The organism is Coprococcus sp. AM14-16, from assembly GCF_003434675.1.
Classification (GTDB): Bacteria; Bacillota; Clostridia; order Lachnospirales; family Lachnospiraceae; genus Coprococcus; species Coprococcus aceti.
On record NZ_QTLL01000001.1, the window covers coordinates 1,107,275 to 1,124,790 of the forward strand.

At 46.6% G+C, this 17,516-nt stretch carries 12 protein-coding genes and 2 pseudogenes; 1 reads left to right on the plus strand and 13 read right to left on the minus strand.

Translation table 11 applies throughout. The features are described 5' to 3' along the window. Positions 1-95 precede the first annotated feature (95 nt). From DW159_RS04960 to DW159_RS05000, 10 genes and pseudogenes are all read right to left on the minus strand, one after another. Positions 96-881 carry an RnfABCDGE type electron transport complex subunit B gene (locus DW159_RS04960; RefSeq protein WP_015533100.1) on the minus strand — a complete coding sequence of 262 codons (786 nt, stop codon included), beginning with the start codon at positions 879-881 and terminating at the stop codon, positions 96-98. 13 nt (positions 882-894) lie between these two features. Beyond that, positions 895-1,467: an electron transport complex protein RnfA gene (locus DW159_RS04965; RefSeq protein WP_015533099.1), complete on the minus strand. Its 573-nt coding sequence runs from the start codon at positions 1,465-1,467 to the stop codon at positions 895-897. A 650-nt stretch (positions 1,468-2,117) separates the two neighbouring features. Next, positions 2,118-2,759, minus strand: a pseudogene (gene rsxE / locus DW159_RS14180) (electron transport complex subunit RsxE); the annotation flags it as partial. After that, positions 2,759-3,403, minus strand: a complete 645-nt coding sequence (locus DW159_RS14185; RefSeq protein ID WP_308936786.1) for an RnfABCDGE type electron transport complex subunit G — start codon at positions 3,401-3,403, stop codon at positions 2,759-2,761. The pseudogene rsxE and the gene DW159_RS14185, both read right to left, overlap by 1 nt. Before the next feature lie 48 nt (positions 3,404-3,451). After that, positions 3,452-4,384: pseudogene (locus tag DW159_RS14190) on the minus strand (RnfABCDGE type electron transport complex subunit D); the annotation flags it as partial. A 12-nt stretch (positions 4,385-4,396) separates the two neighbouring features. Continuing rightward, positions 4,397-5,722: an electron transport complex subunit RsxC gene (rsxC, locus tag DW159_RS04980; protein ID WP_015533097.1), complete on the minus strand. Its 1,326-nt coding sequence runs from the start codon at positions 5,720-5,722 to the stop codon at positions 4,397-4,399. A 219-nt stretch (positions 5,723-5,941) separates the two neighbouring features. Next, on the minus strand, positions 5,942-6,499 hold the full coding sequence (locus DW159_RS04985) for a Gx transporter family protein (protein ID WP_117549135.1): 558 nt from the start codon (positions 6,497-6,499) through the stop codon (positions 5,942-5,944). Further along, the gene (locus DW159_RS04990) at positions 6,489-6,857 is read right to left on the minus strand and encodes a NusG domain II-containing protein (protein WP_117549136.1); all 369 of its coding nucleotides are present in this window, start codon (positions 6,855-6,857) and stop codon (positions 6,489-6,491) included. The genes DW159_RS04985 and DW159_RS04990 overlap by 11 nt, the downstream gene beginning before the upstream one ends. 9 nt (positions 6,858-6,866) lie before the next feature. Further along, the gene (locus DW159_RS04995) at positions 6,867-7,916 is read right to left on the minus strand and encodes an FAD:protein FMN transferase (RefSeq protein ID WP_117549137.1); all 1,050 of its coding nucleotides are present in this window, start codon (positions 7,914-7,916) and stop codon (positions 6,867-6,869) included. A gap of 18 nt (positions 7,917-7,934) precedes the next feature. Further along, positions 7,935-9,731: a hypothetical protein gene (locus tag DW159_RS05000; RefSeq protein WP_117549138.1), complete on the minus strand. Its 1,797-nt coding sequence runs from the start codon at positions 9,729-9,731 to the stop codon at positions 7,935-7,937. A gap of 238 nt (positions 9,732-9,969) precedes the next feature. Here DW159_RS05000 and abc-f point away from each other — a divergent pair, with 238 nt between their 5' ends. Next, positions 9,970-11,907 carry a ribosomal protection-like ABC-F family protein gene (gene abc-f, locus DW159_RS05005; RefSeq protein WP_117549139.1) on the plus strand — a complete coding sequence of 646 codons (1,938 nt, stop codon included), beginning with the start codon at positions 9,970-9,972 and terminating at the stop codon, positions 11,905-11,907. A 179-nt stretch (positions 11,908-12,086) separates the two neighbouring features. Here the strand turns inward: abc-f and DW159_RS05010 are convergent, their stop codons facing one another. The 3 genes from DW159_RS05010 to DW159_RS05020 are packed head-to-tail and all read right to left on the minus strand — an operon-like array spanning position 12,087 to position 17,239. Beyond that, the gene (locus DW159_RS05010) at positions 12,087-14,534 is read right to left on the minus strand and encodes a hypothetical protein (protein ID WP_117549140.1); all 2,448 of its coding nucleotides are present in this window, start codon (positions 14,532-14,534) and stop codon (positions 12,087-12,089) included. A gap of 27 nt (positions 14,535-14,561) precedes the next feature. Next, the gene (locus DW159_RS05015; RefSeq protein WP_117549141.1) at positions 14,562-16,124 is read right to left on the minus strand and encodes an ATP-binding protein; all 1,563 of its coding nucleotides are present in this window, start codon (positions 16,122-16,124) and stop codon (positions 14,562-14,564) included. Positions 16,125-16,126: 2 nt separating this feature from the next. Next, positions 16,127-17,239: a metallophosphoesterase family protein gene (locus tag DW159_RS05020; protein ID WP_117549142.1), complete on the minus strand. Its 1,113-nt coding sequence runs from the start codon at positions 17,237-17,239 to the stop codon at positions 16,127-16,129. Positions 17,240-17,516 lie beyond the last annotated feature (277 nt).

Sequence of the window (17,516 nt, forward strand, 5' to 3'; positions counted from 1 at the left end):
TTTCTCCTTACGATATTATAGTGCAGACGCATTAGAGGCGCTCCGCGCGGCGTCCGCGTCATCGCAAGAAATCTCCCACCTTCGGAGGGACCTTCTTACGATATTATCTTTACTGGGCACTTGGCCTTACATGCACCACAATTTGTACACTTCTCCGGATCTATGTGAGCAAGGTTTCTGTCTATCGTGATGGCTCCAGCCTCACAGTTCCTTGCACACAGTGTACATCCGATACATCCTGCGCTGCAGGCTGCCTTGACCTGAAGACCCTTGTCATGGGAATTACATCTGACAAGTCTCTCTGCATCATATGGAACCAGCTCTATCAAGTGTCTCGGGCACTCTGTGACACATTTGCCGCATGCCTTACACTTCTCCTTATTAATTACCGCAATTCCATCTATAATGTCAATAGCCCCAAACTCACATACTGCCTTACATGAGCCATAACCTGTACATCCATATGTACATGCCTTAGGACCGCTGTTTGGATTGTTCTGTGCCAGCTTACAGTCCCTTGGTCCAACATACTCGTATACATCCTTCGCCTTCTCGCAGTCTCCTGCACACTTGACAAATGCCACATACCTTGTATTTTCAGCGTTTTCCACGCCCATGACCTCACTGATCTTCGCTGCCACTGCCTCGCCTCCAACAGGACACGCTGATGGCGGCATCTCACCTTTGGCGATGGCCGCTGCCAGTCCGTCACATCCCGGATAACCACATCCACCGCAGTTATTTCCCGGAAGGAGCTCTCTTACTGCTATTTCTTTCTCATCTACTTCTACCTTAAATTTCTCTCCTGCGACACCCAGAAGGATACCTATCACAATACCTACGCCTGCGACGACTGCCACAGCTATCAATATTCCTGTCATATCCGCACCCTCCTTATATCAATCCTGAGAAACCGAAGAACGCGATCGCCATAAGACCTGATGTGATGAGAACTATAGGGGTTCCCTTGAACGCCTCAGGTATAGGGCTGTGCTCAAGTCTCTCTCTGATTCCTGCAAGTATCACTATGGCTATAGTAAATCCGACTGCAGAGCCACATCCGTTGATGGTACTCTCAAGTATACCGTAACCGCTCTGTACATTTGAGAGAGCGATACCAAGCACGGCACAGTTGGTCGTGATCAGTGGAAGGTAAACTCCAAGTGATTCATACAATGACTTGACCTTCTTCTTGAGGAACATCTCAACAAACTGTACAAGTGCTGCGATCACAAGGATGAACACTATGGTGTTGAGGTACTCAAGTCCGAATCTTCTCAGTATGCCGTAATACACAACGCTGGTGACAAATGAAGCTATGGTCATGACGAACACAACCGCTGCGCCCATTCCGGTTGCTGTGTTGACACTCTTGGACACTCCAAGGAAAGGACACAGTCCGAGAAACTGGCTGAGGATAACATTATTTACAAGTGCCGCTCCGATGGCTAACAATAAAATGTTCATTATCTCTTACCTCCCTTTCCTTTTTTCTTCTTTATATGAGCCATTGTCTCCTTGAGCTTTATGTCGGAATCTGCTGGCTCGTTCTCTGCAGAGTGTTCTGGCTGCTCTGCTTCCGTCGGCTGATCCGTTGATGGCTGCTCTGCTGCCACTTTGTCTGCTACTTCCTGTTCTACTGCTGGCTGCTCTGTTGACTTCTCATTCTGGAGATTGTCCTGACTGTCTGACTGAGTCTCTGTAACAGTCTGCTGCTCCTCATCTGGCGTCTTTTCCTGCTGAACTTCCTCAGCATGCTCCTTAAGCATCTTTCCTGTCGCATTCGGAACAAGCTTTATGTCGGCGAGGACTGACTCTCTGGTCGGTGCATATGGGCTGAGTCTTGGCTCATCCTTCTTCGCCTCATCTGGCTTGTCAGCCTCTGGCGCTGTATTCTTTGCTGCATCCTTATCTGCCGCTGCAGGTGTCTCTTCCTGCTTCTTAACCTGTTTTGCATCCGCTGAAGGTTTCGCCGGAGCCTCTGCTGCCTTTACAGGAGCCGGATTCTCTGAAACCAGCTTGCCACAACATGCTGCATTGATACAGCCTGCACATGAGTCCGGTCTGCATGCTGCCGGGATCTCCTCTCCATTTGCCAGTGCCTCGGCTGCCTTCTTTGCATTTCTCTTGTTGATAAATGCTATGATGAATGCAAGCACGAAGAATGCACCAGGTGCAAGTACGAATATTGTTATAGGTGTGTACAGGCTGAGTGCATTGCCTATACCCTTTATAATTCCCGATGAGTTCTGAAGTAAGTTGCCATCTCCAAGTATCTGGAATCCAAATACACAGCCCTTTCCGACAAGCTCTCTGAACATTCCTATAAGTGTAAGGCCAACTGTAAATCCAAGACCCATTCCAAGTCCATCAAATATAGATGGAAGCACCTTGTTCTTGGAAGCATATGCCTCGGCACGACCAAGGATGATACAGTTTACAACTATAAGTGGTATATACAGTCCAAGGCTGCTGTTGAGTGATGGCAGGTACGCCTGCAGCAGAAACTGTATGATAGTAACAAACGAAGCTATGATAACTATAAATGATGGTATTCTGACCTTATCAGGTATAACCTTTCTGAGTGCTGAGATCATGAAGTTGCTGAGCACCAGGATACATGTGGTCGTAAGTCCCATTCCTGCGCCATTGATGGCTGATGATGTAACCGCAAGTGTCGGACACATTCCAAGCATCTGTACGAAGGTCGGGTTCTCTTTCACAATACCATTATATAAACGCTCTGTACATTTTCCCATTACTTGTCACCTCCGTTCGACGCTGCAGATGAATCAGCAGCACCGCCATTTATGGACTTCACATACTCAAGTCCCGCATTCACCGCATTGGTAACCGCATTTGTTGTGATGGTAGCTCCTGACAGGGCATCTATCTCCTCGTCCACTGTTGCACCTGACTTGGTGTACTGGAACTTGTCGACCTTCTTGCCTGCAAACTGTGACTTGAAGCTGTCTGTGTCAGCCTCCATACCAAGTCCTGCAGTCTCTGAGAGTGACAGGAATGAAATTCCATTTGTCGTTCCATCCGCTCTGACTCCCATGGCAAGCTGAAGGTCTCCACTATACGCCTCATGTGATGTGACAGTCACAACATATCCAAGTGCTGAACCATCGCTGCCCTTTGCTTCCACGATCTCATCTATATCTGCGTTATATCCGGCATCTGACAGGATCTTTGCAGCCGCATCGGCATCAAAGTCAGCATAGCTGTCAAACGAATCCGCATCATCGAATACCGCCTTATATGCCTCTTCCTTTGCTTTCTGCTCTGTAACTGCTATAGGATCCTTTGTGATCTTATATACATAAGCCAGTGCAAATCCTGCTATGACTGTGATTATCATGATTGCTATAGTTGCTATAACAATCGACTTTGTATCCATCTTGGACTTTGTTCCGGCTGTGTCACCCTGGGCTGCAAGCTCTGCGCCCTCTCCGAAGCTCTTCGGCTGTGTCCATCTCTCAATGAGTGGCACAAGCAGGTTGGAGAATATGATCGCATATGATACGCCCTCTGCTGATCCTCCGTATATTCTGAAACAGAATGTGAGTATACCAAGTATCACACCGAACAAGGCCTTACCCGCAGGTGTGATTGGTGATGTAACATAGTCAGTTGCCATAAAGAATGCTCCAAGCATCAGACCACCACCGCACAGGTGTGCTGCGAGGAATGTAAGATCAAAACCTCTACCCGATGCAACCGCATATATCATAATGAGCACCGCAAATGTTCCTATATATGTAAATGGAATAACCGGCTTTATAACTCTTCTGATCAGAAGATAAGCTGCACCAACAAGTAAACATACAACTGATGTCTCACCTATGGTTCCCGGTATATTTCCAAGAAACATATTGAGTACATTGACATTTGCCAGATCCCCTGTGTTCTTGAGCACTGCAAGAGGTGTAGCAGTTGTCACACCATCATACGAGAATGATGTCATTCTTCCTGCAAATGATATGAGAAGGAAACATCTTGCGCCCAGCGCTGGATTCATGAAGTTGAATCCCAGTCCTCCAAAGAGCTGTTTAACTATTATAATGGCAAATGCACTTCCGAGTATCGCCATCCACACCGGTACATCCGGTGAGAGGTTCAGTGCAAGAAGAAGTCCTGTTACAACTGCACTGAGATCGCTTATGGTTACTTTTCTGTTCATCATCTTCTGGTACAGCCACTCAAACAGCACGCATGAGACCACGCATGTGAGTATAAGTATCATAGCGTTCAGCTCGAAGTTGATGATTCCAAATACGGTTGCCGGAAGCAAAGCAATGATCACATCCAGCATAATGCTCTGTGTACTTCGTTTATCTCTGACATGTGGAGATGACGAAATCTTAAATGTATTATCCAATATGTACACCTCCTACTTCTTTTTATTCGCAATGATGGATTTTCTTGTTCCCGCAATGGTCTGTGTCAGATGTCTCTTCGCCGGACACACATACGAACAGCATCCACACTCACAGCACTCCATTCCGTTGTGAGCCAGGAATCCCTCTGTATCCCCATGCTCAGCCAGTGAAGCAAGCATCGAAGGAACAATACGTCCCGGACACACATCAACACAGCGTCCGCATCTGATACAGTTGCTCGGTTCAAGGTCTGCCACCTCGTCATGTGTCATACACAGCAGTGCCGACACTCCCTTGGTTGCAGGAACATCCAATGAGAAAAGTGCCTTTCCCATCATAGGACCGCCTGAGATCACCTTCTCAGGAACCACACCATCCTTAAATCCACCCGCAGCCTCTATAAGCTCCTGACAGTTTGTTCCTATCCTCACCATAAGATTGCATGGATTCTCTATGGCATCACCTGTTATGGTGACTATCCTTGTGTAGAGTGGTCTTCCCTCTATAACTGCCTCATATATGGACACGATGGTATCAACATTGTGAACTATACATCCAGCATCCGCTGGAAGCATCTTGGAGTTGACATATCTTCCAGTGTTAGCATATATGAGCTGACGCTCGGCACCCTGAGGGTACTTGGTCTTCATCACATGGACTTCGATCTTGTCATTGTCCTTTACCTTATCCCTGAGAAGTTCTATTGCCTCTGGCTTATTATCCTCTATGGCGATGATTCCCTTTGCATGATCAAACAGATTGATACATATCTCAAGTCCCAGTATCAGCTTGTCCGGTTCCTCCATCATCCTTCTGTAATCCGAAGTAAGATATGGCTCACACTCTGCACCATTTACTATTATGTAGTCGATCGCATCCTCGTTCTTCGGGGACAGCTTGACATTTGCAGGGAAACCGGCGCCGCCCATTCCTACTATTCCGGCCTCCTTTATGATCTCCTTCACATCCTCTCTATACAGAGTGGACAGATCTTTTACATTTGCTGCAAAGTCGATCTCCTCAAACAGGCCATCATTCTCTACAACTATTGATTCAACCTTTGATCCACCAGGCACATATCTCGGCTCGATCGCCTTGACCTTTCCCGATATGGATGAATGTATATTCGCTGACACGAAGCCACTGGTCTCCGCAATCTTCTGACCAACCAGGACTCTGTCGCCCTTCTTCACTATAGGTGTGGCCGGTGCCCCTATATGCTGACTCAGCGGGTACACGCAGTCACCTTTTGGAAGGTATTCTCTGACAGGCTTTTCCATTGACAATTCTTTGCCTTCATATGGATGAATTCCGCCCAGAAATGTTAACAAACCCATGTTCTACCTCTTTTCCTTATATATTTTTATTAAAAAAATCTCCCTATATAATAACGCTTTAAGCCCTCAAAAACAACCTAAATGGGGATATATTATCATTTTAAAATATGGAAATTCTTCTGCTTATCCGCATAAAAAACGATCACATATAAGATATAGACACTTATGTCTTTTCTGTATCTTACATGTGATCATTTATAAATTCATTCGGATATCATTCTAATATTCTATGGACGGAAGCTTTCTGACAAGCACAGCCCCCGCCAGGCCTATGCACACACCGGCTATAGTTCCCGATATGCACAGCACCGGCATATACAACATGATATTGCCACTCTTCATGAGAAGTGCTGCCATTGCTATTTGCCCTGCGTTGTGGCTCACTCCGCCTAGTATGCTCGTTCCAAGGAGACCAAACAGATCCTTTTTCCTGCAAAGCGTCATGACCATAAGTGACAACACCGCTCCCGCCATGCTGTATACCATAACCGTCATATTGCCAAACAACAGCGATGACAGCACCACTCTCACCAGTGACACTATCCACGCATCTGATATCCTCAGCCTGTACATGACAACTATGGTGACCATATTTGCAAGTCCCAGCTTGATTCCCGGAACAGCTATATTCACCGGGATCATGGATTCAAGATAGGAAAATACCATGGCTATGGCCACGAACATACCTGTGTATGTGATCCTTTTTGTACTCCAGCCATGCATTCTATCCACCGCCGTCTCTGAACTTTTCTGATCATTTTTATCTCTACTGCACATCTATATCTCTTTCCCCGCCACCTTGTATCTCTATGACAAGCTTGTGTGGAAGACATGTTATCGTCTCTCCTCTCCTGCTCTTCCAGCCCATATCCACGCACACCTTATCCGGACAGTCCGCATCACTGACACGGATCTTCCCAGATTCAACCACAACAGTGTTGCTGCCCCTGTCCGTGTTAAACTCATAGGTATCGTCGACTGTCATGTCTATGGTCTGCACCAGTTTGTCATCTATATACACATCCGCGGTATTGCCCGTCGGAAGCACAAGCCGCATGACAAGCCAGCATATAATTCCCGCTACTAAAAGGACTACACACAATATCAGATCTTTTTTTCTAAACCATCCTGCCATATCTTCACATCACTCTGCCAATTTATAGTCTTCTGCCATTATGGTGAATCGGTCCTTCAGGCCTTCACTGACATACACATTCTTATCCTCATCTATGATGACGGCCTCCGCACCATACTCCTGAATGGTCTTCATAGCCTTATCCTTATCCATCAGCATACACAGTGTGGACAAGGCGTCACTGGTCAGTCCGTTATCACACACTACCGTGGCCGCTATAGTGCCATTCCATGCCGGATATCCTGTCCGGGGATCAAGTATGTGGTGGTATCTCCTGCCATCCTGCTCAAAATACTTTTCATAATCTCCCGATGTGGATACAAATGCCGTCTCCCCATCGCCAAACCTTATGACACCCATGGTCGTTCCCTCTCCAGCTCTCGGATCCTTGACACCGACCTTCCAGGCTGTACCATCAGGCTTGCTTCCGTATACGACTATACTTCCGCCCAGGGCCACACATGCACCGGCCGCATCAGTACCCTTGAGATACTCTGCTGCCATGTCACAGCCATATCCCTTGCCGACTGCTCCCAGATCAAGCATCATACCAGGCTCTGATATCCTTAACGTATCGCCATCCACACTTACCTTTGACACATCCACCAGCCTCAGTGCACTGTCTATATCCGCCTGTGATGGAATCTCTGTCCTGCCATCTTCTATCCCCCACACATCCGCCAAAGGCCGTATGGTGATATCCAGCAGATCGTCATGAGCCCTCGATATGTCAAGCGTCTGCTTCAGCACACCCGCAAGCTCGCTGCTCACCGTGATATCCTCATCAGGCTTATATGTGTTGTTCACCCTGTATATCTCAGAGTCCGCTGAGCGCCATGACAGCACATCCTTGTCCAGGCTGTCTATGAGCTTCAGCATCCCGTCTATATTCTCACTGCCATGGCTTCCATACACTGTAAATGACGCAGCCGTTCCCATGGTGATCGTGTTCCTTGTATATTCACTTTCACCTGACCGTCTCACGCCTGATATGATGACCATAGCAATCACAGCCACCATGACAACCACTACGGCTGCTATCCTGTACCATTTCTTCATGGTCTGCCTACCTCTGTGTTATTTCAGATATTCATCGTGAACCTGTTCTCTCAGCGAATATCTGAAGGATTTCTCGTACTCCACATTCTCATTGATGCTGTGGTTTACCTCCTCGAAGAAGCTCTGGTTGATGATATCCATGGAGTAGAATATCGGGTAGTTACTGTTCTTCTCCCACATCATAACTCCACCATCCACGGATTCCTTACCGTACTCCTCCTCGTAGCGCTTCTTGCAGTCTCCACTGCACAGATATACATGACACAAACCGTTGAGGGTCTTCTTCAGCATATCCGTTCTGAGTATATATCCATCACAGTCTATCGCCCAGTCTGGTATCTCATCCGGCTTCACTATGACTATGATCGGCATATATCTGTCAGGGCTCTCAACAATCGCATTCAGCTTGTCATAGCTGATCTCCTCAGGGCTTGATCCCTCCTCCATGACTATCCCGGCGTCTACAAAGCCAACCTGATTGAACATATCCTTCATGAACTTTGGCCTGCTGTATCTTCTCTCCTTGACGTTGATGGTCTCACATATGTTCTCCACATTCACATCATATATATCCCCGGCACTCACCATATCCACTGTCACATGCCATATAGCACCAGCCTCTGAATTGCTTATGTGCTGGAAATCCATATGAAACTCACCGGCCTCATATGTTATATATACCTTATATCCTATGGTGGAATAATCCACACTCGTGAGTTCCTCGGGCATCTGTGGGAACACCATACTGATGTGCTCTCTGACCCATTTGTATATGATCTCACACGCCTTGTCATAACCCGCCGCAGGTATTCCTACCCTGTGGCTGTACACAACATTCGGAACCATAGGCTTTATCTCAGTCTTCACCTCTGGTCTGACCGCTGGAACGAACTGCTCCTTGTCAAGCAGCCTTGATATATACTCGTTGTGGACTATCTCCTTGTTGATCAGATAAATAACTCTGTCAGGAGTCAGCTCCTTGTGATACTTCTTGTTGAGCAGTATCTCAACCAGTTCGCGCTTGCTCACAGTGTGGAACTGCGCCACGATGTCCGGATTGTTGTCCAGATATTCCCTGAGCTCAGGCTTAAGCGGATCCTGCGTGATCCTGAGCCTGTATTTGCTTCTTATGGCATTCTCCCAGTTCTTCTCCTTGTACTGTGAGTCGTGAATACTGTTGAAAATCTGCATGATAGACCAGTCGCACAGCTCCAGATTGGCTATGATACTGTTCATGACTCTGGACAGATCCTCATGTCCAGTCCACAGATCGGTCTCCTTGGAATCAGAACCCAGCTTATACTTATATCTCATCTCATGCTCTATCTCATGCCAACCCTCGAAGAGCACCGTCCTGAGCTGTACCTCAAATGTCTGGTCAAATGGCTTGTTCCACACACTTGCAGGTATGTTTCGCAGATATTTGCTCGGTATCCTGAACACACCGTTACATTTCTGTGCCTCAAATTTGTTCTCCTCATTCTTCGTCTTGGACCAATTGTCCAGAAGAAACGTCTCCTCAAGTATCTTCTCACATATATCCATGTCCTCCAGATAGAACAGGTTGATTCGTATACCTATGATATCCTGAATCTTTCTTCCACCTTCCTGCATGGAGTATTTACCAGTCTCCAGCTTGTGCAGAAGTGACGATTCTGACTTGATTCTCGATGTACTGTTAAAATATATTCCCGCATTGTTCAGCTTCGTGACAAGAGTGTTGAGCAGACTCATCTTCACATTGTTGATCTCCTCTATCTCCTGTTCCTGAAGAAGCTTCTCGTCACTATTATAGTCATAGATGCTATAATCCATTCCATCATTCCTTTTCTGTAATTATATATCAATCCGCCCTGCGGCGTCTTTCCTATATCCACGCATATCTTTATCTAGTATATCACAATAATTGTGTATTTTGCTTAAAATAATATGAACATTTTATAAAAAACAGTGCAATTCCACCCTTATAGTATAAAATCCACTCCATTTTCTTGCGAAAGTAAAGGCTTGTATATATAATTAAAAGGCTAGAACACAAATGAGAGGTTAAATTATGATTTTAGACTGTCAGAACATCTGCAAAGCATTTGGCACAGATGTTATATTGGACAATATTTCTTTTCATCTTGAGGAAAAGGAGAAAATGGCTATAGTCGGCATAAACGGCGCCGGCAAGACCACTCTTCTCAAGATAATAATGGGTGAGGAAAGTGCTGACTCCGGTCAGGTCATAGTGTCAAAGGACCGGACAATCGGTTATCTGTCCCAGTATCAGGAGAGCAATTACAACACCACTGTCCGCGGAGTCATGATGGATGCACTAAAGCCTATCCTTGAGCTTCAGGACAGGATGCGCGAACTGGAACACACTATGGCTGAACAGACCGGTGAGGAGCTCGAGAGATCTCTGGGGCTCTACAACCGCTACACCCACGAATTCGAATATAAGAACGGCTATAGCTGTGAGAGCGAGGCAAATGGAGTTCTCAAAGGACTAGGTTTCTCCAAGGAGGATTATGACCGCCACACGGACTCTCTGTCCGGTGGCCAGAGGACAAGACTTGCACTCGGCAGACTCCTCATGGTGAAGCCGGATATCATCATCCTCGATGAGCCGACAAACCATCTGGACATGGAATCCATCTCATGGCTTGAGGGCTTCCTGTCATCCTACCAGGGAAGCGTCATCATCGTCTCCCACGACCGTTATTTCCTCGACAAGATCGTGACCAAGATAGTCGAGCTCGACAATGGCCACAGCCAGGTATACAATGGCAACTACACCTACTTCGCACAAAAGCGTGCAGAGATCCGTGAGAACATGATGAAGGCATATCTCAACCAGCAACAGGAGATCAAGCATCAGGAGGAGGTCATCACGAAGCTCAAGCAGTTCAACCGTGAGAAGTCCATCAAACGTGCAGAGAGCCGTGAGAAGATGCTCTCACGTATAGAACGTCTCGACAAGCCAACCGAGGTTGCATCCGAGATGAGGATCACTCTTGAGCCAAATGTCTTAAGCGGCGAGGATGTTCTTACGATCGAAGGACTCTCCAAATCATTTGGCGACAATAATCTGTTCTCAGGAATAGATATGGATATCAAACGTGGCGAACACGTCGCCCTGATAGGTGGAAATGGAACCGGAAAGACAACCATACTGAAGATGATCAACAGGCTTGTATCCAAAGATGCCGGAGCTATCATACTTGGATCACGCGTCAAGATCGGTTACTACGATCAGGAACATCAGGTACTCACGATGTCCAACACCATATTCGACGAGATAAGCGACGCCTACCCTGATCTGTCCAACACCAGAATCCGTAATGTCCTTGCGGCATTCCTCTTCACAGGTGAGGACGTGTTCAAGAGGATACAGGATCTGTCAGGTGGCGAGCGTGGACGTGTGTCCCTTGCCAAACTGATGCTCTCTTCCGCCAACTTTCTTATTCTGGATGAGCCGACGAACCACCTGGATATCACATCAAAAGAGATACTGGAGAATGCCATAAGGAACTACACCGGCACTGTCCTGTATGTATCTCACGACAGATACTTCATCAACCAGACGGCCACAAGGATCATCGAGTTAAGGGACAAACAGCTCACAAGCTATATAGGCAATTACGATTACTACGAGACCCACCGAACGTATTCCACAGATTCAGGAAGTCCATTCACTCCAATAAGCGGAGTCTCTGACGCACCGGCCCAGACCTCTCCCGCTGTCTCACAGGCCAAGCTCTCATGGCAGGAAAGCAAAGCTGAAGCGGCAAGGCAGCGCAAGAAGGCAAATGACCTGAAGAAGCTTGAGGCATCCATCGAGGAACTTGAGAACAGGATCGCAGAGATCGATGAACAGTTTCTTCTTCCTGAGAACGCCACAAATGTCGGTCTGCTGAACGACCTCACAAAGCAGAGGAACGAAGCCGACACAGAACTCAACGAGCTCTACACAAAATGGGAGGAACTGTCCGAGGAGGACTGATGGCGGGATCGCTCATGTCAAACCTGCAGGCTTAACTATATCAACAAATACAAAAAAACACCATATACGACTACAGCAAAGAGGATCCATATAAGGTATCCACTCACCGTATTCATATATGGTGTTTTCTTTGTTATCATGCACAGTTCCCTGTACATTTATGTCAATCTCTCTACATTCTAATGTCTCACATGAATTATCTTCATGGCATACTGTCCCGACAGATCATATGCAGAATTGCTTATATAGACCTGATCGCTGCTGCCCATTCCACCCTGAATGATCCAGTATTCAGGCATATTTCCGCTGTTAGAACCCCAGTCATGCACATATGCCTCACATGCCGAAGCCGGAACTCCAAGCTTTCTCAGATATTGCTTAAGTGCAGTCGCTGAAGAGAACTTTCCAAAATAGATTCCGACATGGGTCGGCTCTCCATTCGTATAGTAGACAACTATATCACCAGGCAGGAGCGCATCGTATGAGAAGTCCTCCCTGTCCGCTGTGAGCTCGTAATCCGTCGCCTCACCCCAGCTTCCATTCTGCGCCAGAATCGCCTTGGCGATGACCTTGCGGAGTGCCCAGTCTGAGCATATATTTGATGAACTGATCACGAATCCGCCATTTGCAAAGTCAGTGTACTTGACTGACATATCACTTCCCGGAGTGCTGCTGCCTGCGTATCTAAGCGCATTTGCCACAAATACATTGCAGTAGATTCCTGTCTTGCCCAGATATTCATTGACAACCCTCTTCATCCATTCATCAAAATCCCAGCTTATCGAATCTGTCTTGAAGCATCTTCCCCAACTGTCAAATTCATACTCCACATCACCCACTACTATCTTCGTGAGTTTACTGCAGCGTCCATTTGCATCGCTGAAATAATACACCTTCTTGTTGTTGATCTTGGCGTTCTTAAGGCCCTCAGACTTGTCGTTGAGCAGCTTGCCACTTCTGTACTCGGAATATCCTGTACTCTCGTCATAATACACATATTCAGTTACAGTTCCCTCATCGCCTACATAAGCCGCACTGTAATCACTAATCGTCTGCCAGCCCTTTGTTCTGACAGCCTTACCTGTTTTACCAAAGTAACTGCAGTTGTCCTGCAGTCTCACCACAGAATTCTTCTTTACTATCCATCTGTTATTCGAGAATACTCTGTACGTGTCTGCATATCCCGATACAGTATGTGTCGATCTGTAATATATCGCATCAGATATTCCCGTGCTGTCCGTGTGGAGCACAACATGTCCAAATGAAGGTATCCACGCATTCACCGCAGCCGTCCAGCCGCCCTCACTCGACACCTTCTGACATCTGTATCTTATGCCGTCCACCTGTACAAAATAGGTTGCCTCTCCGTTTCTTATGTAATACTTCTTATCCCTTGAGATCTCATACCACTTCGTGACGTTGCTCTTCGCACCGTTCACAAAGTAATAATATCTTCTGTTTACCTCGTATACACCGGTTGCCGTACTGGTCCATTTCCCCGACGAATACTGGTACAGTCTTCCCGACTGCATCCGCCTTACTGCCTTGCCGTCCACCGCAAAATAATACACGCAGTTTCCTGATGTGATCCAGGTCGATCTCACCGCAGCGCCGTCACTTCCAAAGTAATAATAGTCTTCTCCAAACTGCTTCACCACGTTCTTGACCGGAATACCCGCTTCGTAGTAGTACACTCTGGAATTTTCTGTTCTGAGTCCCTTGTACGCATTTCCATTCTTGTCAAACAGGACTTTTATATTATTTACCATGACCGCCTTATTCTTGACGGTGATCCTGACTGTTCCATTATAGCTGTAGAAATAATTGCCGTGATAAGCGCTCACAACATGCCCATCAAAAAGCTGGATATACTTCACATCATTTCCAGACATGCTTCCGGATATATCCGCGTCAACAAGCTCCCCTGCCGGTGAACTGCTGCCATATTTGTACCAGCCATCTCCCACAACAGCCTTGCCACTCACAAAGTAATCACAGTACCCGGATCTTGTGAACAGTCCTGTCGCCGGACTGCCCTCGGTATAATACACTCCATTGTAATATCCTGTCAGAGCTACAGAATAGTCCCTGGCAAATGTAAACTTTTTGAGCTCTATGGTATTGCCGCTCTTAACACTCATGTTGACATATCTGCTTGAAGAATTATAATTCGCTGACTTCAGCATCTCAAAGCTGGTGTCTGTGTAGCTTCCGTTATACTGAACATTTGCATCGCTGTCATCCGCTGCGACAAGATAAAACTTGGAGTTATATCTTATCAGTGCATATGTTATAAGTGTATCACTGTCCTCACCTGAACCAATGAAGTAACTCTCGCCCTCCGCAAAGCTGAGTCTGAACATGCCATCGGTGGAGTTCGTAAACACATATGTACTGCTGTTCATCTTAAGTGCTGTTTTCTCCACCACGCTGGTAGGCGTCGCCACCCCCGGAACCTCCGTATCCGCATATACAGATGCAGCCACATCCCCTGCAGTCTCCGCTTTGGCCGTCATGTTCCCCACACACGCCATCTCCGTCAGCAGAACAAATGCCACAGCGATGAGCAGAGCAAGAAATCTTACGTTATTCGACTTATACAATCCCTTCCTTATTGTCCTCAACATACTTCCTCCTGAGTATTTATTATGTATCTATAGTACACGATTTTGGCTGCATGTGAAATACAATATCTGATATTTTTCCGATATCTTCTCCACAAATTTCTTCGCCCCCGCCATATTTCTGTCATCAAGATTGACAAATGGATCATCCATTATGAGCATCGGCTTTTCATCCTGATACATGCTGTCCACTATTGCAACTCTTACACACACTCCGAGGATATCCGCCAGTCCCGAGCTCAAGGTCTGAGAATCCCTGTACATTCCCTGCTCTCTGTACCTGATTGTCATATCCGGGGCCGCCTGTACATTTCCTGCATGCTCTCCTGTAACGCACTCATAATACCTGTCAAATGCCTCCATGACTGGCACCGAATGTCCCACTGCAAATGTATCCCTGGCCTCCCCCAGCAGCTCGTACGCCTTTACGTTGAGCTCGTATCTGTGCAGATCGTCTTCCAAAGCCTTTTTCTTATCCGCCAACGATGCCTTCACAGCAGCTATCTCCTGTCTTCGAAGCTTGAGCTCCGCCAGTTCCCTGGCATACTCGCCAAGTCTCATGTTTTCTGCCATATAGACCGACATCTCCTCATCCATATCGGATTCGTCATCGGCTGTATATATATCATCTGATCCGTCCGATCTGGTATCATCAGCGGCATCCCCCGGCTCTTCCACCTTATTCTTCCTGTGCCTGATCTTTTCATTTATCCCGCGTATAATGTAGTAGATTCCGAGTACACAAAACATACCTGCACATACAACAAATATAATCATAGCCATATCGTCAGGTTCTTCTATTCCAAGCATAAATTTCCACATTCCCAGAGATAAAAGTGCTGCGATCAACGCACAAAATCCTGTCATGATATATTTACTGTCACGCTGTCGTCCCATCCGGTTCTGATTCTGCATTTCTATCTCACGGATATTTTTATTCAGCTCATTTATACTTCTGTCTATTCCATCAAGCTCCCTGACCTGCTCACGCATCCCATCAAGCTCATATTTTCTCCTGTACAGTTCCCCCGTCCGCTTGGTTGGCGACTGCCTGTTTATAACATTCTTCAGTATCTGTCTGGCATTCTCATAATTGCTTATATCATCTGTGCTGTCAGCGATATTACCAAGCTTAGCACTTATCCCATCCGTCGCCCAGGTCCGGCAGTCATCCTGCCCTATGTACATACTTCTCACAAATGACGCAGAATCCACATGAAACAGCTCCTCCCCAAGCTTATCCGTGAACATTCCTGTTACAGCATGAGTCGCCTCGTCGTATATCACGCATTTGTCATCGCTCTTCTTCGCGCCAAATGTCCTCTGAACCCTGTAGTTTCTGCCCCTGCTCTCAAATACCAGTTCTCCGCCATAGGCAGCCCCCGACCACGGGCGATATCTTTTTCTTTCATTCTCAATGTCATTTCTCTTCGTCTCACCGTCGAAGCCATACAGCATGACCCGGATAAAAGCAGCAAGAGTCGACTTACCCCAGCCATTATCCTGGACAAATGTATTTATCCCATCCTCGAACTGGACTTCCATGTTATTCAATTTGCCAAATCCATCTATATAACAAGATATCAATCTCATACTTAAAATATCTCCTCGCCCGCAAGAGCCCTGAGTCCTGTCTGGATCACATATGCCTTGTCATTTTCACTCATATCCTGCCCCATGACCTTCCTCACGAATTCGCCCTTGAGGGACGCATCATTCATATACCTCATGTAATCAACCTGAAAATCCGTGTGATCCAAGATCTCCATATAGTAGAACGAATCCTGAAACTGCTTAGTCAGATAATCCGTGTTTATCTCGCTCTCAACATTTACCACGCCTGTGAGGGATACCCTCACCATGTCCCTGGACTCATCTTCCATGGTCCCCGGCAGTTCCTGATACAGTCTGTCTGCAATCATGTCCGCCGCATCAGAGCTTGACTCTGCCCCTGTCACGTCCACTTCCACATCGAACAGCCTTCTATAGGCAAATGACACAAATTCGGTCTCAACCGTATGCCTCCTCTCATCCACATCAAGCACCATAAAGCCGTGCTCACCACACTCGTCAAAGCCCCTGCCCTCCAGACATCCCGGATAGCAGTATAATCCCCTGTGATCAAGGCTTTCCAGCTTTCTTCCGTGCACATGTCCCAGTGCCAGATAATCTATGCCTCTTCCCCTGAGTTTCTTCAGGCATACATCATTCATGTTGCGAGCCCTGCCATATTCCTGCTCCTGTCCGTGGAGTGTGACAATATTTATATCGTTCTCATACAGTTCGAGTTCATCATATATGCTGTTGCAGTTTTCGTCATTCAGCACAGTGCCCGCGATCACTATACGTGATCCCTTAAGCTGATACTGCGTCCACTCATCTCCGAATAAATACAGATTCTCTGGGAGTCTCCGCCCCGCAAATAAGCTTTCATCCGGGTCATGATTTCCCCTCAGATAGAACACATCTATGTCAGCATACTTCGCTATCTCCCCCAGAACAACATTTATCGTCGTGGCAGACACTGTCTCTGAATCAAAGAGATCCCCCGCTATTATTACCGCCTGCACGTCATTCTCTGCAGCATACCCGAATATTTTCCTGAATGTGTTAAGTATCTCATTTCTTCTGCCTCTGGCTCTTTCTCTTCCAAGATGTGCACTCATGGCTGAATCAAGATGGATATCCGCACAGTGTATTATTCTCATAGTTCCTCAACCTCAGTCATCTCTATTCTTTTTCTATATTAACATAATACGTAAAAATTTGCTCATCTCTCTGTATTCAACAGTAGAAAACTGTCTCTTAAGTTCATACATGAAGTATATTGCTCCTTGATTTTCGTTCCGTAATTATTACGGATTTTGTTTTTTCACAAACAAAAAACGCCAGAAGCCTTGGTTTTACAAGGTTTCTGGCGCCTGTCTAGCAGGGGATGAGAGAATCGAACTCCCACCAAAAGTTTTGGAGACTCCTATCATACCA